Annotated in this window: 20 protein-coding genes; 7 read left to right on the forward strand and 13 right to left on the reverse strand. The window is 67.3% G+C overall.

Annotation, left to right across the window (positions count from 1 at the left end; all coding sequences use genetic code 11):
- Positions 1–14: 14 nt before the first annotated feature.
- Positions 15–1067, reverse strand: coding sequence for an SAM-dependent methyltransferase (locus AO501_RS07780; RefSeq protein WP_055577237.1), 1053 nt, complete (start codon positions 1065–1067; stop codon positions 15–17).
- Positions 1068–1122: 55 nt separating this feature from the next.
- Entirely contained in the window at positions 1123–2076 is a 954-nt protein-coding gene (locus AO501_RS07785) for an SDR family oxidoreductase (RefSeq protein WP_055577180.1), read from the reverse strand.
- A gap of 81 nt (positions 2077–2157) precedes the next feature.
- Between AO501_RS07785 and AO501_RS07790 the strand changes: the two genes are divergently transcribed.
- The gene (locus tag AO501_RS07790; RefSeq protein WP_055577181.1) at positions 2158–2877 is read left to right on the forward strand and encodes an SHOCT domain-containing protein; all 720 of its coding nucleotides are present in this window, start codon (positions 2158–2160) and stop codon (positions 2875–2877) included.
- A 90-nt stretch (positions 2878–2967) separates the two neighbouring features.
- On the opposite strand, the gene AO501_RS07795 is transcribed toward AO501_RS07790, so the two are convergent.
- Together AO501_RS07795 and AO501_RS07800 are read right to left on the reverse strand one after the other, a co-directional pair.
- Positions 2968–3591: an MBL fold metallo-hydrolase gene (locus AO501_RS07795; protein WP_055577182.1), complete on the reverse strand. Its 624-nt coding sequence runs from the start codon at positions 3589–3591 to the stop codon at positions 2968–2970.
- On the reverse strand, positions 3591–4676 hold the full coding sequence (locus AO501_RS07800) for an S-(hydroxymethyl)mycothiol dehydrogenase (RefSeq protein WP_055577183.1): 1086 nt from the start codon (positions 4674–4676) through the stop codon (positions 3591–3593). Before AO501_RS07800 ends, AO501_RS07795 begins: the two co-directional genes overlap by 1 nt.
- Before the next feature lie 83 nt (positions 4677–4759).
- Between AO501_RS07800 and AO501_RS07805 the strand changes: the two genes are divergently transcribed.
- The 3 genes from AO501_RS07805 (at position 4760) to AO501_RS07815 (ending at position 7253) form a co-directional block, all read left to right on the forward strand.
- Entirely contained in the window at positions 4760–5779 is a 1020-nt protein-coding gene (locus AO501_RS07805; RefSeq protein WP_371935004.1) for a class I SAM-dependent methyltransferase, read from the forward strand.
- Positions 5776–6612: a serine hydrolase domain-containing protein gene (locus AO501_RS07810; RefSeq protein ID WP_055577185.1), complete on the forward strand. Its 837-nt coding sequence runs from the start codon at positions 5776–5778 to the stop codon at positions 6610–6612. The genes AO501_RS07805 and AO501_RS07810 overlap by 4 nt, the downstream gene beginning before the upstream one ends.
- Positions 6613–6740: 128 nt before the next feature.
- Positions 6741–7253 (forward strand): DUF3145 domain-containing protein, encoded by a 513-nt coding sequence (locus AO501_RS07815; RefSeq protein ID WP_055577186.1) that lies wholly within the window; start codon positions 6741–6743, stop codon positions 7251–7253.
- Positions 7254–7329: 76 nt separating this feature from the next.
- On the opposite strand, the gene AO501_RS07820 is transcribed toward AO501_RS07815, so the two are convergent.
- The 3 genes from AO501_RS07820 to AO501_RS07830 are packed head-to-tail and all read right to left on the reverse strand — an operon-like array spanning position 7330 to position 10386.
- Positions 7330–7839, reverse strand: a complete 510-nt coding sequence (locus tag AO501_RS07820; protein ID WP_055577238.1) for a hypothetical protein — start codon at positions 7837–7839, stop codon at positions 7330–7332.
- Positions 7840–7870: 31 nt separating this feature from the next.
- Positions 7871–8788 (reverse strand): diacylglycerol kinase, encoded by a 918-nt coding sequence (locus tag AO501_RS07825; RefSeq protein WP_156452394.1) that lies wholly within the window; start codon positions 8786–8788, stop codon positions 7871–7873.
- A gap of 17 nt (positions 8789–8805) precedes the next feature.
- The gene (locus AO501_RS07830) at positions 8806–10386 is read right to left on the reverse strand and encodes an FAD-binding oxidoreductase (protein ID WP_156452395.1); all 1581 of its coding nucleotides are present in this window, start codon (positions 10384–10386) and stop codon (positions 8806–8808) included.
- A gap of 47 nt (positions 10387–10433) precedes the next feature.
- Here AO501_RS07830 and AO501_RS07835 point away from each other — a divergent pair, with 47 nt between their 5' ends.
- Genes AO501_RS07835 through AO501_RS07845 form a run of 3 tightly spaced genes read left to right on the forward strand, consistent with a single transcriptional unit; the run spans position 10434 to position 14143 of the window.
- A complete protein-coding gene (locus AO501_RS07835; RefSeq protein ID WP_055577189.1) occupies positions 10434–11006 on the forward strand; it encodes a TetR/AcrR family transcriptional regulator in 573 nt (190 codons plus the stop codon).
- On the forward strand, positions 11006–12541 hold the full coding sequence (locus AO501_RS07840) for a glycerol-3-phosphate dehydrogenase/oxidase (protein WP_156452388.1): 1536 nt from the start codon (positions 11006–11008) through the stop codon (positions 12539–12541). Before AO501_RS07835 ends, AO501_RS07840 begins: the two co-directional genes overlap by 1 nt.
- A gap of 39 nt (positions 12542–12580) precedes the next feature.
- Positions 12581–14143, forward strand: a complete 1563-nt coding sequence (locus AO501_RS07845; protein ID WP_055577191.1) for an FAD-dependent monooxygenase — start codon at positions 12581–12583, stop codon at positions 14141–14143.
- Positions 14144–14217: 74 nt separating this feature from the next.
- Here the strand turns inward: AO501_RS07845 and AO501_RS07850 are convergent, their stop codons facing one another.
- The 6 genes from AO501_RS07850 to AO501_RS07875 form a co-directional block, all read right to left on the reverse strand.
- Positions 14218–15639: an acyl-CoA carboxylase subunit beta gene (locus AO501_RS07850; RefSeq protein WP_055577192.1), complete on the reverse strand. Its 1422-nt coding sequence runs from the start codon at positions 15637–15639 to the stop codon at positions 14218–14220.
- A gap of 59 nt (positions 15640–15698) precedes the next feature.
- A complete protein-coding gene (kasB, locus tag AO501_RS07855; protein WP_055577193.1) occupies positions 15699–16952 on the reverse strand; it encodes a 3-oxoacyl-ACP synthase KasB in 1254 nt (417 codons plus the stop codon).
- Positions 16953–16990: 38 nt separating this feature from the next.
- Positions 16991–18241: a 3-oxoacyl-ACP synthase KasA gene (gene kasA, locus AO501_RS07860; protein ID WP_055577194.1), complete on the reverse strand. Its 1251-nt coding sequence runs from the start codon at positions 18239–18241 to the stop codon at positions 16991–16993.
- On the reverse strand, positions 18238–18585 hold the full coding sequence (acpM, locus tag AO501_RS07865; RefSeq protein WP_055577195.1) for a meromycolate extension acyl carrier protein AcpM: 348 nt from the start codon (positions 18583–18585) through the stop codon (positions 18238–18240). Before acpM ends, kasA begins: the two co-directional genes overlap by 4 nt.
- 72 nt (positions 18586–18657) lie before the next feature.
- Positions 18658–19566 (reverse strand): ACP S-malonyltransferase, encoded by a 909-nt coding sequence (locus tag AO501_RS07870; protein WP_055577196.1) that lies wholly within the window; start codon positions 19564–19566, stop codon positions 18658–18660.
- A gap of 140 nt (positions 19567–19706) precedes the next feature.
- Positions 19707–21023, reverse strand: a complete 1317-nt coding sequence (locus AO501_RS07875; RefSeq protein WP_055577197.1) for a PucR family transcriptional regulator — start codon at positions 21021–21023, stop codon at positions 19707–19709.
- Positions 21024–21081 lie beyond the last annotated feature (58 nt).

The following is a 21081-nucleotide window of genomic DNA, read 5'->3' on the forward strand; positions in this document are numbered from 1 at the left end:
AGCCGAAACTCCCGTTACTGCCGCTTTGCCAACACGAGGGACGCAAGCGGAATCCGCATCGGCTCGGGCGCCCTGGCCAGACGCCCGGCGACACCGGCCTCGAGCTGCTCGATGAAATCCATGCCCCGCGGGTCGTCGAACCCGCCGCTCAGGCCCGCCCGCAGGGTCGGAAACAGGGCGGCCCGGGCAAACGCGGCCCATTGTGCGCCGAAAGCCTCTGCGTCCGAGTCCTTCTGGTATCTGGCCCAGAACCGGTCGTCGGCGTTGAACATATCGAGGTGCTCGATGGTCAGACCTTCGAACCAGCCGCGCGGTGCGAACGGGGCACGGAAATCCTTCTCGGTGCGGGCCACCACGGGAATCACCATGCGCCGCACCTCTTCCCGGCGCACCAGACCGTGCTCGGCCAGCTCTTCCAGCGTCGCCATCAGTGCCTCGTTCAGCGGGCGGTAGCCGAACTCGCCGTCCTCATCGAGGGCCATGGTGAGCACCACCAACCGGCCACCCGGACACAGTTCCCTGCCGCGGAAGGCGACGAAGTCATTCCAGTCCAGCGCCGATCGGTGCTCGTAGGCTCGCCGGGCCTCGGTGTTGCTGCTGAACGCGACCTGCACGTGGTCGGCGACCTCCGGGGCGCCCTCGGGGACCCGGCTCAGCCACTGGATCGCCCACGACGACCAACCGAGGTTGACCGTGCCGGTCGGCAGGATCTGCTGGTAGAAGGACCGTCCGATGGCGGAGGTGAAACTGGCCGCGTCGTTGTTCAGGTAACTGTCCGGGTCGTCGGCCAAGGTGTGGAACAGCGCGGTGAAGTCGTTCTCGGGCACATCGGTGTGCGCCACCAGGATGGCGTGATCGTGTCGGGTGCGACCGCGCAACACCTCGACCGCGGTGGCCATCGGCCGCAGCGAATTATGGCCCGTGGCAGCGCCGTAGTCGGCGACGACGACCGGTTGCGGGGGTTTGGGCAGCGGCACCTGTTGTGCCGCCTGTTCGAACAACGCGACGGCGGGCAGCAATCCGGCCGCCTGCAGTCGCGACGACTGGGTGTAGGTCGCCGATTCCATCGGCTCGGGCCGCACCACCACACTCGATTCGGGCAGGCGGACCTTGCGCTGCGGCTCAGTTCGGCGCGGGGTAGCTGACACCGGTGAGCCTTTCCGAGATCTCCCAAAGTCGTTTGCAGTCATCATCATTGGCGGCACGCTTGGGTATCTTGGCTTCGGTGACCCCGCCGCCGGCGGCCTCGGCGAACCCGCGCGGTCCGTAGAACGCGCCGCCCTCGGCGCTGGGGGTGACGGCCGCGTACAGCGCCGGCAGGATGCCTTCGTCGATTTCCTGCCACAGGAACGGGGCGTACTTCCAGGACGTCGTATACAGACGCTGCATCAGCGCCGGCTTGTCCCGGCCGTGTGACGGTCCGCTGATCTGCAGGTTGGTCTTGGTGAGCCCGGGGTGCGCCGCGTTGGACGTGATGCCCCAGCCGCCCTGGCGGCTGCGCCGGTCCAGTTCAAGGGCGAACATCAGCGTCGCCAGCTTCGACTGCCCGTAGGCCGCCATCGAGGCGTAGGACTTCTCGAACTGCAGGTCGTCGAAGTGGATGCGGCCACGGCGCGCGGCGATGCTGCTCAACGACACGACGCGGGGGGCCTGCGCCGCGCGCAGCAGCGGCAACACGTGCCCGGTGAGCGCGAAATGCCCGAGATGGTTACTGCCGAACTGCAATTCGAAGCCGTCCGCGGTGGTGTCGCGCTCGGGCGGCGTCATGACACCGGCATTGTTGATAAGAATGTCGATCGGCCGGCCCTCGGCGTTGAGTTGGGCACCCAGGGCTTGGACGGAGTCCAGCGATGATAGGTCCAGTGGCTTGATGGTCAGGCTGGCGTCGGGGACCGACTTGCGGATCTCTTCGATGGCGGCCTCGCCCTTGCCCTGGTTGCGGATGGCCATCACGACGTCGGCACCGCCCGCGGCCAGGCGCTTGGCCAGGCCGAAGCCGAGGCCGCTGTTGGATCCGGTGACAACTGCCAGCTTGCCGGTCAGATCGGGCACCGTGGCGACGAGATCGTTGGCCATCTGAGAACTCCTTCTCCGGTTGCTGCGTCTGTGGTCGCAAACAGTGTCCCCTGTCGCTGCCGTGCGTGACACACTGCCTGGATGAATAGCAGACGCGTCGCCAAGGCTTCGTTGATCCTGGCGATTGTGACGCTGGTCGTGTCGGTCGCCGGCTTCATCACGACGCTGGTGCTCAACGTGTTCTTCCTGGACGACTACGACGCCTACGGGGAGGTGCCCGTACCGGGATCCGGGAGCGTGCATCTGCCTGCCGGGCAGGCGACCGTCAGCCTGCATACCCTGGTCATCGGCGGGACCGACGGCGGCGGCCTACCGGTGCCGCCGATGCGCATCTCGATCACCCCGCCGGATGGTGTGCCGCAGCCGGAGGTCACCGAAAGTATCGGCAGCACAACGACAGTCAACAACGACGCGCATATCCGGGTGTGGAACGTCCAGGTGCCGGCCGACGGCACCTACCAGGTCGTGACCGATGGCCAGGTCAACGGATACATCAACCCGCGGCTGGCTTTCGGGCATCAGAGCTCGTACGGGTATCTGGTCTGGGTCTTCGTGGCGCTGTTCGTCGTCGGGTTGGTCGACCTGACGCTGTCGATCATGTGGCTGGCGCGGGTGCGCCGGCGGCCGGTGCCTTCTGTCGGCGGCGGATTCGCCGTCGTCGCACCGCCGGCGGCGTATGAGCCCTCTGGTGAGGGCGTGCGGGTGGAGCGCCTGAAAACTCTTGCCGCGCTGCGGGACTCGGGTGCGTTGACTGAGGAGGAGTTCCAGGCGGAGAAGCGGCGGGTTATGGAAGGGCTGTAGCTTGGTGTCGTCGGCGAGCGTGCGCAAATGTACAGCGACACGCCGGTACGGCTGGCATTGAGTGCACGCTCGCGGGTGAAAGCAACAGACCTAGTGCCCGCGCTTCACCCACTCCTCGTAGTGCACGATCTCGTCGCCGATCGTCGTGCTATCGCCGTGGCCAGTGTGCACGACGGTATCCCCGGGCAGCTTGCCCAGGCGCTCGGAGATCGACTGCAGAATCGTGGGGAAATCCGAGTAGGACCGGCCGGTAGCCCCCGGCCCGCCGGAGAACAGGGTGTCACCGCTGAACACCACACCCAGATCGTGGACGTACCAGCACACCGATCCGGGGGAGTGCCCCGGGGTGTGGATGGCCCGCAACTCAGTGCCACCCACCTTCAGCGCGTGCCCTTCGGAGATCGGCTCAAAGTTGCTGTCCGGGTGGGTCATCTGCCACAGCACTTCGTCGGCGGGGTGTAGCAACACCGGCGCGTCGAGCTCCTTACCGAGCTCCGGAGCCACCGTCACGTGGTCGTTGTGGCCATGCGTGCACACCACCGCCACCACGTGCCGGCCGCCGACGGCCTCGATGATCGGTGCCGCGTCGTGGGCCGCGTCGAACACCACAACGTTGGAGTTGTCGCCCACCAGCCAGATGTTGTTGTCGACTTCCCAACTGCCGCCGTCGAGTTCGAAGGTGCCGTGGGTGACCAGCCGGTCGATGACCACCATCAGAGAATCACCACCGAACGCAGTACCTTGCCGTCGTGCATCTTGTGAAAAGCCTCCTCGATGCCGTCTAGCCCGATTCGCTCGGAGACAAACTTCTCCAATGGCAGCCGGCCCTGCAGGTACAGGTCGACCAGGGTGGGGAAGTCGCGCTCGGGCAGGCAGTCGCCGTACCAGGAAGACTTCAGCGAGCCGCCGCGGGAGAAGAAGTCCACCAGCGGCATGTCCAGGCGCATGTCGGGGGTCGGCACTCCGACCAGCACCACGGTCCCGGCGAGGTCGCGGGCGTAGAAGGCCTGCTTCCAGGTCTCGGGCCGGCCGACGGCGTCGACCACCACGTCGACCCCGAAGCCATCGGTGAGGTCCTGAATGGTCTCCACGACATCGAATTCGCGGGCGTTGACGGTGTGGGTGGCGCCGAACTTGCGGGCCCACTCCAGCTTCGCGTTGTCGGTGTCGACGGCGATGATCTTCTTCGCCCCGACCAGCGCGGCACCGGCGATCGCGGCGTCACCCACGCCGCCGCAGCCGATCACCGCGACCGTGTCGTCACGCGTGACGCCGCCGGTGTTGATCGCCGCGCCGAGGCCCGCCATGACCCCACACCCGAGCAGGCCCGCGACGGCCGGGTCGGCCTCCGGATTGACTTTGGTGCACTGCCCGGCCGCCACCAGCGTCTTGTCGGCGAACGCCCCGATGCCCAGTGCGGGGGTGAGTTCGGTGCCGTCGGTCAGCGTCATCTTCTGCTCGGCGTTGAAGGTGTCGAAGCACAGATGCGGCCGGCCTCTCCGGCAGGCCCGGCACTGCCCGCACACCGCGCGCCAGTTCAGGATCACGAAGTCGCCGGGTTCGACGTGGGTGACGCCGGGCCCGACCGCTTCGACCGTGCCGGCGGCCTCGTGCCCGAGCAGGAATGGGTACTCGTCGTTGATGCCGCCCTCGCGGTAGGTCAGGTCGGTGTGGCACACACCGCACGCGGTGATATCGACGACCGCCTCGCCCGGTCCGGGGTCGGGGATGACGATGTCGACCAACTCGACGGGTTGCCCTTTGCTCCGCGAAATGACGCCGCGCACTGTCTGACTCATGGCCTCCAAACTACGGTGTAGCGTCGCTTCGCATGACGGCACCCGAGACCGTTCCCGAAACTGTCCAAGCCTTCACCGACCGGATGGTGTCGACGATCGACAACGCGAGCCTCACGCTGCTGCTGAGCCTGGGACATCAGACCGGGCTGCTGGACACCATGGCGGCACTGCCGCCGTCCAGCAGCGCAGAGATCGCCGAAGCCGCTGGGCTCGAAGAGCGCTATGTCCGAGAGTGGTTGGGCGGCATGACAACCGGACGCGTGGTCGATTACGACGCCGAGAGCGGGACCTACACATTGCCGGCCCAGCGCGCGGCGGTGCTGACCAGTGCGGCCGGGCCGAACAACCTCGCGCTGGTGGCCCAGTTCGTGCCGCTGCTGAGCGAGGTCGAGCAGAAGATCCTCGGTTGCTTCCGGGCGGGCGGCGGGCTGCCCTACAGCGAATATCCCCGCTTCCACACGTTGATGGCTCAGCAGAGTGGTGTGGTGTTCGACGCCGGGCTTGTCGATGTGGTGCTGCCGCTGGTGGACGGTCTTCCGGAGCGCCTGCGATCGGGTGCCGACGTCGCCGACTTCGGTTGCGGCAGTGGACATGCCGTGAACGTGATGGCTCAGGCGTTCCCGGCCAGCCGGTTCACCGGTATCGACTTCTCCGAGGAGGCGATCGCAGCCGGCCGCGACGAGGCCGCGCGGCTCGGTCTGTCCAATGTGACCTTCGAAAGCCACGACCTGCCCACGCTGGACAAGGAGGCGGTCTACGACGTCATCGTGGTGTTCGACGCCATCCACGACCAGGCCCAACCGGCGCGCGTGCTGGAGAACATCCACCGCGCGTTGAGGCCGGGCGGCGTGTTTCTGATGGCAGACGTCAAGGCATCGAGTCGGCTCGAGGACAACGTCGACGTACCGATGAGCACCTATCTCTACACGGTGTCTCTGATGCACTGCATGACGGTGTCGCTGGCCCACGGCGGCGCCGGGCTGGGGGCGGCCTGGGGGACGCAACTGGCCACCTCGATGCTGGCCGATGCCGGCTTCGGTGACGTGGTGGTCGCCGAAGTCGAGTCGGACCCGATCAACAACTACTACATCGCGCGCAAATGAGCGCCCTGAGCGTTCTGGACGACTGGCCCGTCCCCAACGCCGCCGCCGCGGTCGTCGGCCCGGACGGAGTGCGGGCCACCCACGGTGACACCGTGCGCGAGTTCGCGCTGGCGTCGGTCACCAAGCCGATCGTCGCGCGGGCCGCACAGGTCGCCGTCGAGGAAGGCGTCGTCGAACTCGACACCGAGGCCGGCCCGCCCGGGTCCACCGTGCGTCACCTCCTCGCGCACGCCTCCGGACTGGCCATGCTTTCCGGTGACGTGCTGGCGCGGCCCGGGACCCGCCGCATCTATTCGAACTACGGGTTCGCCGTGCTGGCCCAGACCATCGAGCACGAGTCGGGCATCGAGTTCGGCCGCTACCTCGCCGAGGCGGTGTGCGAGCCGCTGGGGATGACCTCAACGCGACTCGACGGGGGCGCCGACACCGCCGGCTACGGCGCGACCTCGACGGTCGACGACCTGGTCCGGTTCGCGGGTGACCTGCTGCGCCCGACGACGGTTTCGGCGCAGATGCACGCCGATGCGACGTCCGTGCAGTTCCCGGGTCTCGACGGGGTGCTGCCGGGATACGGGTCCCAGCGGCCCAACGACTGGGGGCTGGGATTCGAGCTGCGGGATTCGAAGTCGCCGCACTGGACGGGCGCGGGCAACTCGGTGCGCACCTACGGTCATTTCGGCCAGTCAGGCGGGTTCATCTGGGTGGATCCCGATGCTGACCTGGCGCTGGTGGTGCTCACCGACCGCGACTTCGGGGAGTGGGCACTGAAGCCCTGGCCGGCGCTTTCGGACGCGGTTTTAGCTGCGTACGCCGGAAAGGAAAATGCACACTAGCGCAACACAGGTATCACAAGGCACAATAGACACGCAGGACACAAGAAAATATATCGCGCAGTATCTCTTGATCGGGTTCACCAGGTCGTTGGGGAAGACGTCCCTCGTGGAACCGAAGGAGCAAGAAGATGCGTGCGTCGAATCAGTTCGCCGACGTGACGGCCGGTGTGGTGTACGTCCACGCCTCGCCAGCGGCGGTGTGCCCGCATGTCGAGTGGGCGTTGTCGTCGACCTTGCAAGCCAAGGCGAATTTGGTGTGGACGCCGCAGCCGGCCATGCCCGGGCAGTTGCGCGCGGTCACCAACTGGGTTGGGCCGGTCGGTACCGGCGCCCGCTTGGCGAACGCGTTGCGCTCGTGGTCGGTGCTGCGGTTCGAAGTGACCGAGGATCCCAGCCCCGGCGTCGACGGGCACCGGTTCAGCCACACCCCGCAGCTGGGGTTGTGGAGCGGGCCGATGAGCGCCAACGGCGACATCATGGTGGGCGAGATGCGGTTGCGCACGCTGATGGCCCAGGGCGCCGATACTCTTGCCGCCGAGATGGATTCGGTGCTCGGCACCGCCTGGGATGAGGCCCTCGAGCCGTACCGCGACGGTGGCGACGCCGGTGAGGTCACCTGGCTAAGCCGCGGAGTCGGCTAGCGTTCGCCCCGCGAGCAGACGCAAAATCGCCCTTGGAGCGCACGCTCCCGGGCGATTTTGCTTCTGCTCGGCGGGGTTAGGTGACCGGACCGGAAATGGGCTTGGCCGACACCGGCATATCGACATTGCCCTGACACGTGCCGCTGGCGATGTCGGTGTGTAAGACGCCGGTGAGAATGCCGTATTGCCCTGGGGTGTAGACCGTTATCGACTTCGCCGGGTCGTACTCGATGGTGCCGTCCGGCAGCAGGCAGTCCCATTTCCACGTCATCTCGCGCACCCACTGTGACCCGTTCCAGGTGAATTCGATTGTGCGCGGCATCGATTCGTTCTTCGGCGCGGGCGGGTTGTCGACCGTCGCGACGCAGACACCCGCGGCGCAGTTCGAGGTGAACGAGACGGTGGAACGGTGCGCGAACTCCGGTTGACCGGCCGCCACGCTGGTGCCGGACTTAGCGTTGGCGCCCAGCACGACGAGGTATTCGCCGTTCCAGGAAGCGACTTCACCCGCGTGGGCCGCCGGAGCCACGCACAGCGGAACGGCGGCCACCACCACGGCCCACGCTGCCTTGCCCAAAGCTGACATGCTGAACATGTCGCATCGCGTGACCGGTTCGTTACACGTGGTGGGCCGGCCGCAGCACCTGCAGCGCGGCCGGTACCGCCGAGATCTCGGCCGGCAGTGGACAGGCGTAGTCGCCGTCGGCGTACACGTTGATTCCTGGGCATTCGACTTCGACGGTCTTGGCCCGTGCGGTGGTGACCTCGTCGAGTCCGACGTGCGTGCCCTTCAAAGCGGTGGGGAAGAAGCGGATGAGCTTCGTCCGCGACTCCGATCTCACCATGGTGAGGTCGAGCAGGCCGTCCGACCGATCGGCGTTGGGACAGATCAGCATTCCGCCGCCGTAGCTGCGGGTGTTGCCGAAAGCGGTCATCGTCAGGTCGGTTTCGATCACCTGCTGCCCGTCCAGCACCAACCGGAACGGCAGCAGCCGCAACTGCGACAGTTCGGCAAGCATCGCGATGTAGTACCGCATCCGCCCGTGCGGCCAGGTCATCCGGTTGGCCCGGTCGGTCACCAACGAGTCGAATCCCGTTGCCGCCACGGTGCCGAACCACTTGTTGACGCCGTGCTGGTCCTTGATGCGGCCCAGGTCAATGGTTTCCGTCCAGCCGTCCACCACGACATCCGCGGCGGCCTCGGGATCCTTGGTGGGAATCCCGAATTCGCGCGCATGGTCGTTTCCGGTGCCGGCCGGGATGACGCCCAGCGGCACATCGGTCTGGGCCAGCACCTGCAGCGCGTTGGAGATGACGCCGTCGCCGCCGGTGACGACGACGGCGTCGGTGCCCTTCTCCAATGCCGCGGCGACCAGAAAGCGGGCGTCCTCGGCGCCGTCGCCGATGATCTCGACCACCTCGATCCCGCGCTTGTGGAAACGGGCGATCGCACGTTGCGCCGCCTCGATCGCGGCGCCGTGCCCAGAGAGGGGATTGGTCAGCGCGGTGATCTTCGCGATCTCGCGCCGGCTCAGGACGGGGGACTGCTGCGTCACGGAATCAGCTTGCCGGGGTTGAGAATTCCGGCTGGATCCAGGGTGGCCTTGGCCGCGCGCAACAACTGCACACCGAGGTCACCGACCTCCTCGCGCATCCAGGCCCGGTGGTCGGCGCCGACGGCGTGGTGGTGGGTGATGGTTCCGCCGGTGGCCATGATCGCGTCGCACGCGGCCTTCTTGGCGGCCCACCACTGCTCGAGCGGATTGCCGCGCTGCCCGGCCACGATGGTGAAGTACAGCGAGGCACCGGTCGGGTAGACGTGCGACACGTGGCACATCACCAGCGCCGGGGTGCCCGACTCGGCGAGTGAACTGGTCAGCGCTTCGGTGACGGCGGCCTTCAGGGCCGGGATGTTGGACCAGTCGGTGGCGGTTTCCAGCGTCTCGCACAGCGCACCGGCGGCCAGCATCGAATCGCGCAGGTAGGGTGCGCTGAACCGGCCGTGCTCCCAGGTCCTGGCCGGTCCTTCGCCGAGCGAGGTGCCGCCGCTGGCTTCCAGCAGCGCGCGCGTTTCCGCGTGCCGGCTCTCGGCGTGCTCCTTGGTGCCCTCGAACAGCGTCAGGCCCAAACATCCTCCGGCGTTCTGGTTTTCGCCGATCGTCTCGTGGGTGGCGAGGTTGACCCCGGTCTCCGCCTCATCGGACAGGCGGACGACGGTCGGGCCGGTGCCGGTCTGGGTGATGGCCCGCAGGGCCGCGACTCCGGTCGCGAAATCCGGGAAGGACCACGCCTCGTAGCGGGTGGTCTCGGGGACCGGGTGCACCCGCAGCCGCACCTTGGTGATGACCCCCAGGGTGCCTTCCGAGCCGATTGCCAGCTGACGCAGATCCGGGCCGGCCGCCGAGGCTGCCACCCGGCCCAGGTCCCAGATGCCGACCGGGGTGACCATGCGCAGTCCCAGGATCATGTCGTTGAACCGGCCGTAGCCGGCCGAGTCCTGTCCGGACGAACGGGTCGCCGCGAAGCCGCCGATGGTGGCGTACTCGAAGCTCTGCGGGAAGTGCCCCAGAGAGAAGCCCTGTTCGCCCAGGAGGCGTTCGGCGTCCGGACCGGTGACGCCGCCACCCAATTCGGCGATCCCGGACACCTTGTCCAGCGAGTGCAGTTCGTCGAAGCGGCGCAGATCCAGCGAGATCACCGCGGAGAACTGGCCACGGGTGGGGTCCAGTCCGCCGGTGACGTTCGTGCCGCCGCCGAACGGGACGACCGCGATGCCGTGGTCGGAGCAGTAGCGCAGGATCTCCAGAACTGTGTCGTCATCGCCGGGCAGCAGCACCGCGTCGGGCGCGTCCTGGACGCCGCGGTCTTTGCGGCGCAGCATGTCGGGGGTGGACTTGCCGCCGGCGCGCAGCAACCGGTCCCGGTCGGCGGTACGGAAGAATTCGCCGCCGACGATCTTGGCCAGCCCGTCCTGGTCGGCCTGCGACAGGGCGCACGGGCGCAGCTTCACCTCTTCGGGCTGCAGCTCGTCTTCATCCGAATCTGCAAGGCCCACAACCTGCTTCAGCAAGCCGCGGATCCCGTCGGAGAGTGGCTTGGCCGCGGCGGGATCCCCCCACGCGTTCCATTTCATTGGCGGAAGGAGTTCCTCGAGGTGCGTCATGCGTTACAGTATTACACATGGTGTCAATGAGTAATGACCCAAATTTGGATACCGGGGATCGGATATTAGCTGCCGCGGCGAGCTGCGTGGTCGATTTCGGCGCGGATCGGGTGACGCTCGCCGAGATCGCCCGCCGGGCGGGGGTGAGCCGCCCGACGGTCTACCGCCGATGGCCGGACACCCAGTCGATCATGTCCACGCTGCTGACCGACCACATCGCCAACGTGATGCGCGAGGTCCCGTTCGAAGGCAACGACCGGGAGGCGTTGGTCAAGCAGGTGGTGGCGGTCGCCGACCGGTTGCGCCGGGATGAGCTCATCATGTCGGTCATGCACTCAGAGTTGGCGCGGGTCTACATCACCGAGCGCCTCGGTGTCAGCCAGCAGTTCCTGATCGAGGGACTGGCACAGCGGCTCGCGGAAGCACAACTTGCGGGCAGCGTCCGGCCCGGTGACCCCCGCCAGTTCGCGACCATGATCCTGCTGATCGCCCAGTCCACCATTCAATCCGCCGACATCGTCAAACCGATCCTCGACGACGAGGCCCTGGCCACCCAACTCGCCTACACACTGAACGGATACCTGTCCTGATGGATAACCTGACCGCTCTCAATGCTGCCCGTCGTACCGCGGACCTGACCGCACTGGCCGATGGCGCCGAGGTGGACGTCGTCGTGATCGGTGGCGGCATCACCGGCGCCGGCATCGCCCTGGACGCCGCGTCCCGGGGCCTGCGCACGGTGCTGGTGGAAAAGCACGACCTGGCGTTCGGCACCAGCCGGTGGAGCTCCAAACTGGTGCACGGCGGGCTCCGTTACCTGGCCAGCGGCAACATCGGCATCGCCCGGCGCAGCGCCATCGAGCGCGGAATCCTGATGTCGCGCAACGCCCCACACCTTGTTCATGCCATGCCGCAACTGGTTCCGCTGTTGCCGGCGATGAACCACTTCAACCGCGCCCTGGTGCGCGTCGGCTTCCTGGCCGGCGACGCGCTGCGGGTGCTGGCGGGAACGTCGTCGTCGACGCTGCCGCGGTCGCGGCGGATCTCCGCGCAACGGGTGGCGGAGTTGGCGCCGACCGTCCAGCGTGACGGCCTGGCGGGCGGGCTGCTCAACTACGACGGGCAGTTGATCGACGACGCCCGGCTGGTGGCGGCGGTGGCGCGTACCGCGGCCCAGCACGGCGCCCGGATCCTCACCTACGTCGCAGCCTCCGATGCCACCGCCACCTCGGTGCGGCTGACCGACCAGCGGACCGGGGAGTCGTTCGAGGTGAAGTCCGGCGCGGTGATCAACGCCGCGGGCGTGTGGGGTGGTGACATCGACCCGGCATTGAAGTTACGGCCAAGCCGGGGAACGCATCTGGTTTTCGACGCGGCCACGTTCGGCAATCCGACTGCGGCGCTGACCATTCCAATCCCCGGCGAAGTGAACAGGTTCGTGTTCGCGATGCCCGAGCAGCTCGGCCGGATCTACCTCGGGCTGACCGACGAGGACGCGCCCGGTCCGATTCCCGATGTACCGGAGCCGTCTTCGGCGGAGATCGCATTCCTGCTCGACACGGTCAACACGGCGCTGGGGACCACCGTTTCTTCCGCGGATGTGATCGGCTCCTACGCCGGGCTGCGGCCGCTGATCGACACCGGCGAAGGGCGCACCGCCGACGTCTCGCGTGATCACGCCATCTTCGAGTCGCCGACCGGGGTGATCAGCGTGGTGGGGGGCAAGCTCACCGAATACCGTTACATGGCAGAGGATGTGCTCAACCGGGCGGTCAAGGTGCGCCAGCTGCGGGCCGGGGAGTGCCGGACCCGTAACCTCCCGCTGATCGGGGCCGCGGCCAATCCCGGGCCCGCCGCGGGCCCGGGTAGCGTGCCGGCCTCCATGGTGGCGCGGTACGGCGCCGAGGCGGCGAACGTCGTCGCGGTGGCCACGTGTGAGCGGCCCACCGAGCCGGTCGCCGACGGGATCGACGTGACCCGCGCGGAGTTCGAGTACGCGGTAACCCACGAGGGTGCACTGGAAGTCGGTGACATCCTCGACCGGCGCACCCGCATTGGGCTGGTGCAGAGGGACCGCGACAAGGTGGTCGCCGTGGCTGAGGAGTTCCTGGGAGCCCTGCGCTGACTCTCGCGACAACCGTGCGCGAGTTGTAGTTTCGTAACCGTGACGGGGGAGGACCCTCGGGTATTGATCGTCGGAGCCGGGGTGGGTGGCCTGGCGACGTCGGCGTTGCTTGCCCAGCACGGCGTGCGCTCGTTGCTGATCGACCGGCGCCTTGAGACGTTCATCTACCCCAAGGCGCGCAATCTGAGCTTCCGGAGCCTGGAAATCCTGCGCGGGCTCGGACTGGGCGACGAGGTACACGCGGTGGCCGGTCGGGTGTCGACCATGGTGGTGAAGCCGACGCTGGCCAGCACGGACCCGGGGCGCCCGGCGATCGACATGGACGCAATCTTCGGCGGCCTGGACGCGGTGAGTCCCGAACCTGCCGCGCAGTACTGTCCGCAGAGCGAGTCGGAGCCGATGTTGTTGCGAGCGACGCGAAGTCGCGGCAGCGAAGTCCGGTACGGTACGGAGCTCGTTTCGTTTCAGGCGGACGACCAGGGTGTCACCGCCACTGTCGCGGAACGGGATTCGGGCAGCACGCAGACTGTGCGAGCCGAGTATCTGATCGCTGCCGACGGCGTGCACAGTCCGATCCGCAAGGCGCTGTCGATCCCGACTTCCGGGTACGGGGCGCTGCCGATCTTCGTCGTCTTCATCTACTTTCGGGCCGCCTGGCGCACGTTCGCCCCCTACGTCAACACCGGCGATGCCGTGCAGATCAGCAACCCGGCCGCGCCGGGGATCTTCCTCGCGATCGACGAGGACCGCGGCATGTTCATCACGACCTACTTTCCCGCCAAAGGCGAGACAGCCCAACAATTCACACCTGACCGGTGCGCCGAGTTGGTGACCGCGGCGATCGGCGAGCAGGCCGAGGTGCAGATCATCGAGATCGCGTCGTGGCAGCCCTACGAACAGGTGGCCGATGAGTTCCGCTGTGGCCGTGTCCTTCTGGTCGGCGATTGTGCGCACACCATGCCGCCGTTCAAGGCCGGGGGAGCCAACACCGCCATTCAGAGTGCGCACAACCTGGCCTGGAAGCTGGCTGCCGTTCTGCACGGACGAGCCGGGCCGGCGCTGCTGGACACCTACCACCGCGAGCGGCACCCGGTCGGCCGGTTCGCGGCCCACCAGTCGCTGAGCGGCCCGACGCTGGCCGCGCTCGAATTAGGCGACGAGCGGCCGCAATTGGCGCCCGACGAAGAGTGCTCGATGTTCGAGCTGTTGATCGGTTACCGGTACCGCTCGGCTGCGGTGCTGACCGACGACCCGGACTCCGGGAACCTCGAGTTGGTACCGGAATTGCGGGGGCAACCGGGCACGCGTGTTCCGCATGTGTGGCTGGACCGCGACGGTCGGCGGGTTTCCACACTCGACCTGTTGGGTCCCCGGTTCACGGTGCTGTCGGCCGACGAGCGGTGGCGTGCCGCGGCGGACCGTCTGGAGGTCGCCATGCAACGCATCGATGAGCCAGAGTGGTTGGCCGTCACCGATTTAGGCGCGACGGGAGCCCTGCTGGTGCGCCCCGACGACTTCGTGGGATGGCGGTCCGAGGAGTTGCCGCCCGACCCCGCTGCAGCACTGCAACAGGCGCTCGGAAGGATCCTGGCGCTGGGGTGAGGGGGTGAGCAGACGCAAAGTCGCACGTTCCCGAAGGGAAACGTGCGACTTTGCGACTGCTCGCGGGGGAACTGTTACAGCGGGATGTTCTTGTGGCGGCCGCGGCGTGCCGGCGCCTGAGCCAGCGCCTCGGTGAGCTTGCTGCGGGTGTGCGAGGGGTCGATCTTCTCGTCCACCACGCCGATGTCGATGGCGCTGTCCACCCCACCGGCGATGCGCTCGTGCTCGGCGGCCAACTCGTCGTGCAGTGCCTCGCGCTCGTGGTCCGGGGCGGCGGCCAGCTTGCGCTTGTGCAGGATGCCGACGGCGGCCTTGGCGCCCATGACCGCGACCTCGGCGTCCGGCCAGGCGAACACCTTCGTCGCGTTGAGCGAACGGGAGTTCATCGCAATGTAGGCCCCGCCGTAGATCTTTCGCGTCACCAGGGTGACCCGCGGAACCGTGGCCTCACCGAAGGCGTGCAGCAGCTTGGCGCCGCGTCGCACTACACCGCCCCACTCCTGGTCGACACCGGGCAGGTAACCCGGCACGTCGACGATGACCACCAGCGGAATGCCGAACGCGTCGCACAGGCGCACGAAACGCGCGGCCTTCTCCGCACTTTCGGAGTTCAGGCAGCCGCCCAGCCGCAGCGGGTTGTTGGCCAGCACGCCGACCGTGCGACCCGACAACCGGCCCAGGCCGACCACCATCGACGGCGCCCACTTGGCCTGGAACTCCTCGAAAGGAGCCTCTGCGTCGAGCACCGCGGTGACGATCGGGTGCACGTCGTAGGCCCGTCGCGACGACTCCGGCAGCAGCGCCCGGATGTCGGTGTCGCCGGCCTCGGCCTTGCTACGGTCGAAATGTCCCTGCTGGCAGAACAATCCGACCAGCCGGCGACCGCGCTCGTAGGCGTCCAGCTCGTCGTCGGCGACGATGTGGCACACCCCGGACTTCTTGTGGTGGGTTTCGGGCCCACCCAGGGACGCCATGTCGACGTCCTCGCCGGTGACGCTACGAACCACGTCCGGCCCGGTGACGAAGACCCGGCTTTCCGGCGCCATCACAATGACGTCGGTCAGGGCGGGCCCGTAGGCGGCGCCGCCGGCGGCGAAGCCGACGACCACCGAGATCTGCGGGATGTAACCGGACGCCCGGATCATGGCCTCGAAGGTGAGACCGACCGCGTGCAGCGCCTTGACGCCTTCGGCGAGCCGGGCACCACCGGAGTGCCAGATGCCCACGATCGGGCACTGCTCCTCGATGGCGGTGTCGTAGGCGTTGACGATGTGCGCACAACCCTCGACGCCCATGGCGCCACCCATCACGGTGCCGTCGGTGCAGAACGCCACTGTCCGTACGCCATTGACGGTCCCGGCCGCGGCGAGCACGCCCGAGCGGTCCCGCTCGTGCAGCAGCTCGATGCTGCCGTCGTCGAGGAAGTTGCTCAGACGCAACAGCGGATCGCGGGGGTCGAGCGACTCGCCAACCGCCTCGGGGGCCATGATTGTCATCGCAGATCTCCTAGTTCGCCTGTGGTGCTCTGGGTTTATCCCGTGATCCTTGGAGCTTTCTAGTAACGCCCGAAAGCGATCGCCACGTTGTGACCGCCGAACCCGAACGAGTTGTTGATCGCGTACTCGTAATTCCCGGATCGGGGCTTGCCGGCCACCACGTCCAGGTCGATCTCGGGGTCGAGGTTGACCAGGTTCAGTGTCGGCGGGATGACCTGATCCCGCAATGCGAGCACGGTCAGGATCGACTCGACCGCGCCGACCGCACCCACCGAGTGCCCCAGCGCACCCTTCGGTGCGAACACCGCCGGGTGGTTGCTGCCGAGCGCGTTGTTGATCGCCCTGCCCTCGGCCACGTCGCCGACCTGAGTGCCGGTGGCGTGAGCGTTGACGTGGCTGATGTCGCTCGGCTGCAGGCCGGCGAGCTGGATTGCCCGCGTGATCGCGTGCCCGGCCCGGATTCCGTTGGGGTCGGGCGCCACCATGTGGAAGCCGTCCGAGGTGATGCTCGCGCCCATGATGCGGGCCAGGATGTTGGCACCCCGGGCCTTGGCGTGCTCCTCGGTCTCGATCACCATCAACGCGGCGGCCTCACCGAACACGAAACCGTCCCGGTCCTTGTCGAACGGGCGGCACGCGCCCTGCGGGTCATCGTTGTTGGTGGACATCACGATTCGCATGTTGGCGAAACCGGCGATCGGCACCGCCTCGATCTTGGTCTCCACACCACCGCAGATCGCGATGTCGGCCTCACCCAGCGCAACCTGCTGCCAGGCACGGGCGATGCCCTCGGCCCCGGACGCACACGCCGAGATCGGAGTCATCACTCCGGCCTTGGCGTGCCGTTCCAGGCCCACCGCCGCGGCCGCGCCGTTGGGCATGTACTTCTGCACGGTCAGCGGGGAGATCGCACGGAAACCGCGCACCCGCATCTCGTCGTACCCGAAGACCAGCTCTTCGGCCGAACCCAGCCCGGTGCCGATGGAGACCATCAGCCGGTTGGTGTCGACCTCCGGTGAACCGGCGTTCTCCCACACCCGACGTCCCAGGATGGTGGACATCCGCTGCAGATAACCCGTGCGGCGCAGCTCGATTCGCGTCAGTTGACTGTCGAACTCCTCGAGCAGGTGCCCGCCGATCTTCACCGGCAGGTCGAACTCCTCGACGAAATCGTCCTCGAGAACCCGAATGCCACTTTGCCCGTCGAGCAGACACTTCCACGTGTTCTCGGCGTCGGTTGCCAATGCGGTCGTCATGGCAATGCCGGTAACGACAATATTCGGGAAGGCTTTCCCGGTAACCAGCTCTGTCATGGCTTGTGCCACGTTCCTTCCGTACTTAACAGCGCCACTCAGTAGCGTCCAAAAGCGAGCGCCACATTGTGGCCGCCGAACCCGAACGAGTTGTTGATCGCGTAGCGGTACTCGCCGTAGCGAGGCTCACCGGCGACCACGTCCAAATCGATCTCTGGGTCCGGGGTCTCATAGTTCAACGTCGGTGGTATGACTCCGTCCCGAAGGGTCAGCACCGTGAGCGCCGATTCGAGCGCGCCAACGGCGCCGATCGAGTGCCCGAGCGCCGATTTCGGCGCATAGACGGCGGCGTTTTCGCATCCGGCGACCCGGATCGCATTGGCCTCGGCAGTGTCACCGATAGGTGTCGCGGTGCCGTGCGCGTTGACATGGTCGATGTCGCTGGGGGACAAGCCCGCCAACTCCATCGCCCGTCGCATTGCCCCGCCGGCACGAGTGCCGTCGGCGGCAGGGGCGACCATGTGGAAGGCGTCCGAAGTGATGCCGGCGCCCATCAGGCGGGCCAGTGGCTTGGCGCCACGTGCCTTGGCATGCTCCTCGGTCTCGATGATCATCATCGCTCCGGCCTCGCCGAACACGAACCCGTCCCGGTCCTTGTCGAACGGCCGCGACGCCCGCTCGGGCTCGTCGTTGCGCGTGGACATGGCCCGCATCATCGAGAACGCCGCGATGGGCAGCGCTTCGATGGGTCCTTCGACGCCGCCGCACACCGCGAAGTCAGCGTCACCCATGACGATCTGACGCCACGCGTGGGCGATGGCCTCCGAGCCCGACGAACAGGCCGACACCGGCGTGATCACGCCGGCGCGGGCACCGAGTTGCAGGCCGACCACCGCGGCGGCGCCGTTGGGCATGATCATCTGAACGGCGAGCGGCGACACCTTGCGGGGGCCGCCCTCGTTCATCAGGTCATAGCTCTCGACGATCCGCTCGGCGCCACCCAGACCGGTGCCCACCACGACGCTGAAGCGATCGGGATCGACCTCAGGGCTGCCGGCGGACTCCCACAACTGGCCGCTCAGCCACTTGGCGAGCCGCTGGACATACGACATGCGTCGCATGTCCAGTCGGCCCATGTGGATGTCGACCGGTTCCTTGAGGTGACCGCCGATCTTGGCCGGCAGGTCCCACTTGGAGACGAAGTCGTCTTCGAGAACGTGGATGCCGCTTTCGCCGGCCAGCAAGCCCTTCCACGTGCTCTCGATGTCCGGCGCGAGGCATGTCGTCGCCGCGACGGCGGTTACCACAACGCTGGGGTAACCGCCATTAGCAGTGGAAGGCTTGGTCACTTGCTGTCCGCTTCCAGCCTCGCCTTGACGTTGGCAGCAGCCTCGGGGTTGTCCGTCTCCAGCTTGGCGCGCAGCGCCTCGGCAGCCTCGGGGTTCTCTTCCTCGAGCTTCTGGATGTAGGCGACGACGTCACCGACGGTGCGCAGACCGGCGAGGTCCTCGTCCGGGATCTTCACGCCGTACTTGTCCTCGGTCTGCACGGCGATCTCCACCATCGACAGCGAGTCGATGTCCAGGTCGTCGACGAACGACTTCTCCGGGGTGACCTCCGACGGCTCGATACCGGTGACCTCTTCGATGATCTCGGCGATACCGGCGATGATTTCTTCCTGACTGACGGCCACAGTTAGTTCCCTTCGTAATGTGTTGTGTGTAAACCGATTTGACGTACTTGGTTTCTGGGGCGAAGCGGGCGGTTAGAGATTCGCCAGCTCGTCCAGATCTGCGGGTGACTTGACGGCTCGCGTCGGAACCCCCCGAAGTTCGCGTTTGGCGATACCGGTGAGGGTGCCCGCGGGCGGGAACTCCACGATCGCCGAGACATTCTGCTCACGGATGTAAGCCGTGCACAGATCCCAGCGCACCGGCCGGGTCAGCTGAGATACCAGGGTCTGCATCGCCGCGGCGGCAGAACTCACCGGCTTTCCGTCGTAGTTGGACAGCAGCGTGGCCGTGGGCTCGGCGGTCGCGATGCCGGCCGCGGCCGCGGCGTAGCCGTCCAGGGCCGGCGCCATGAACTCGGTGTGGAACGCTCCGGCCACACCCAGCGCGCGGACGCGGGCCTTGGCGGGCGGGTCCTCGGCAAGCTTCTCCAGCGCGGTCAGCCGTCCGGCGGCGACGATCTGGCCGGCGGCGTTGCGGTTGGCAGGGACCAGGTCGAGTTGCTCGAGCCGGGCAAGCACCTCCGACTCGTCGCCGCCGAGCACGGCCGACATGCCGGTGGGCTCGGCGGCACACGCCTTGGCCATCTCGGCGCCGCGGGTGGCGGCCAGCATGACGGCGTCATCGGCGGCCAGCACACCGGCGATCGCGTAGGCCGCGATCTCGCCGACGGAGTGGCCCGCGACGATGAAATCCTGACCGGACAGCAGCCCGCGCCGGGTCAGCTCCTGGTGGGCCAGCAGGGTGGCCGCAACGATCAGCGGCTGGGCGATGGCGGTGTCGGTGATCTCCTCGATCGACGCCGTGGTGCCCAGGCGCGCCAGGTCCAGGCCGCTGGCCGTCGACCATGCCGAAATCTGGTCCGCCGCGCCTGGCAGTTCCAGCCATGGCGACAGCATTCCCTCAGTTTGAGAGCCCTGTCCGGGCGCAAGCAAAGCGATCACGTGTCTAAGAGAACACTGTGAAGACGGTTTTGCGGGGTGTAACAGATTATGAACCTGGTCTTAGGTTTTTGTATACCTCCTACAAAATAGCTCCGTAAGCTACGTGTTTGAGATACACCCGCTACCTGTCATCTAAATCACTATCGGCCGGAAACGGCTCCGGAACCCCCTCTGACCGGCGACGAAAGCTGTGGCACCGTGTTGTTGGCGGCGCTGGGACTCTGCGTCGGGTAGTTCAGCTGGCCCACCGTCGCCGCCACCCGCAGGACGTACGCGTCCCGTGGTTGGGTGGGATCACGCCCGGTGAAGTCGGTGATCCGCTTCAACCGGTAGCGCACGGTGTTTGGATGAACGAACAACTTCCTGGCACAAGCCTCAATAGCGCCGCCCGAATCTAAGAAAGCGTCCAGGGTTTCGACGAGCGTCGGCCCGGCGTCGGCCAGCGGCCGCATGACGTCGGTGTGCAGCGCCACGATCGCCGACGCGTCACCCATCAGGGCCCGTTCCGGAAGCAGTTCCCGGGCCAGCACCGGCCGCGGGGCCCCGCGCCAGCCGGCCACCGCGTTCATCCCCGAGATGGCCTCGCTGGCGCTGTGATAGGCCGCGGTGAGCATGGGTGCCGTCGGCCCGATCACTACCGGTTCGTCGGCGAAGGCCACCAAGATGTCCTTGAGGAACTTGTCGGTGAGCGACAGCTGACCGGAGACGATGGCGACCAGCCAGGTGCCGTGCACGTCGGTCAGGGCCGCCCGGCCGTGTCGGGTGGCGATGTCGCGCAGATCCTGGCTGGCGCGCTCGCTGCCGGCCTCGCCGTCGGCGCGTCCGGGTGCCGGGGTTCCCACGATGACGGTGGCCGGCGCGGTGGTGTCCCAGTTCAGCGCGGCCGCCCGGGAGAGCAGTTCCGGACCGGTGTCACCGCGGACCACCGCGTCGACGACGCTGGCCTCCATCCGGCTGTCCCAGGTGCCCCGGGCCTCGGCGGCGTCGGCGTAGGCGGTGGCGGCGGTGAACGCCAGGTCGCGGCTGTACTTCAGGATCCCGACGGTCAACGCGGTCAGCTGCTCCTCGGTGCGGGCCAGCAGCGGCACCACTTCCTCGAAGAACTCCATGGTGACCCGCACCATGTCCACGGTGTGGCGCAGCGCGATGCGCCGGGTGAGGTCCTGAGGCACCAGTTCGAAGGCCTGCGCGGTGTAGCTGACGTCGCTGTGCGGGTCCTGCATCCACTCCACGAAGTGGACCACGGCCGTCTGGACCACCAGGGCCACGCTCGCGCGCTGGGAGGCTTCCAGATCGGCGAAGAACGGCAGCCGCTCCTGCATGGCCGACACCGCTTCGGTGGCCAGCCGGCCCGAGTACTGCTTCAACCTGCGCAGCAGGGAGTCCGGCACGGTGTCCAGCAGCTCCAGCGGCGACCGGGGACGCCCGAGCTGCTGCGCCAAGTTGTTGTCGCCCACTCCTAAAAGCTACGCCCTTTTTCTGTCGGAGTCCGCTAAAGGGCTGGTCGCCCCCAGC

The organism is Mycobacterium gordonae, from assembly GCF_001417955.2.
Taxonomy (GTDB): Bacteria; Actinomycetota; Actinomycetes; order Mycobacteriales; family Mycobacteriaceae; genus Mycobacterium; species Mycobacterium gordonae_B.

What these genes read in the sequence shown, in the direction of transcription:
- AO501_RS07850 (WP_055577192.1), bottom strand. Translation starts at nt 15,639, where the DNA reads ATGACAATCATGGCCCCCGAGGCGGTTGGCGAGTCGCTCGACCCCCGC.
- AO501_RS07800 (WP_055577183.1), bottom strand. Translation starts at nt 4,676, where the DNA reads ATGAGTCAGACAGTGCGCGGCGTCATTTCGCGGAGCAAAGGGCAACCC.
- kasB (WP_055577193.1), bottom strand. Translation starts at nt 16,952, where the DNA reads ATGACAGAGCTGGTTACCGGGAAAGCCTTCCCGAATATTGTCGTTACC.
- AO501_RS07810 (WP_055577185.1), top strand. Translation starts at nt 5,776, where the DNA reads ATGAGCGCCCTGAGCGTTCTGGACGACTGGCCCGTCCCCAACGCCGCC.
- AO501_RS07790 (WP_055577181.1), top strand. Translation starts at nt 2,158, where the DNA reads ATGAATAGCAGACGCGTCGCCAAGGCTTCGTTGATCCTGGCGATTGTG.
- AO501_RS07835 (WP_055577189.1), top strand. Translation starts at nt 10,434, where the DNA reads ATGGTGTCAATGAGTAATGACCCAAATTTGGATACCGGGGATCGGATA.
- AO501_RS07780 (WP_055577237.1), bottom strand. Translation starts at nt 1,067, where the DNA reads ATGGAATCGGCGACCTACACCCAGTCGTCGCGACTGCAGGCGGCCGGA.
- AO501_RS07815 (WP_055577186.1), top strand. Translation starts at nt 6,741, where the DNA reads ATGCGTGCGTCGAATCAGTTCGCCGACGTGACGGCCGGTGTGGTGTAC.
- AO501_RS07820 (WP_055577238.1), bottom strand. Translation starts at nt 7,839, where the DNA reads ATGTCAGCTTTGGGCAAGGCAGCGTGGGCCGTGGTGGTGGCCGCCGTT.
- AO501_RS07795 (WP_055577182.1), bottom strand. Translation starts at nt 3,591, where the DNA reads ATGGTGGTCATCGACCGGCTGGTCACCCACGGCACCTTCGAACTCGAC.
- AO501_RS07785 (WP_055577180.1), bottom strand. Translation starts at nt 2,076, where the DNA reads ATGGCCAACGATCTCGTCGCCACGGTGCCCGATCTGACCGGCAAGCTG.
- AO501_RS07805 (WP_371935004.1), top strand. Translation starts at nt 4,760, where the DNA reads ATGGTGTCGACGATCGACAACGCGAGCCTCACGCTGCTGCTGAGCCTG.
- AO501_RS07830 (WP_156452395.1), bottom strand. Translation starts at nt 10,386, where the DNA reads ATGAAATGGAACGCGTGGGGGGATCCCGCCGCGGCCAAGCCACTCTCC.
- AO501_RS07840 (WP_156452388.1), top strand. Translation starts at nt 11,006, where the DNA reads ATGGATAACCTGACCGCTCTCAATGCTGCCCGTCGTACCGCGGACCTG.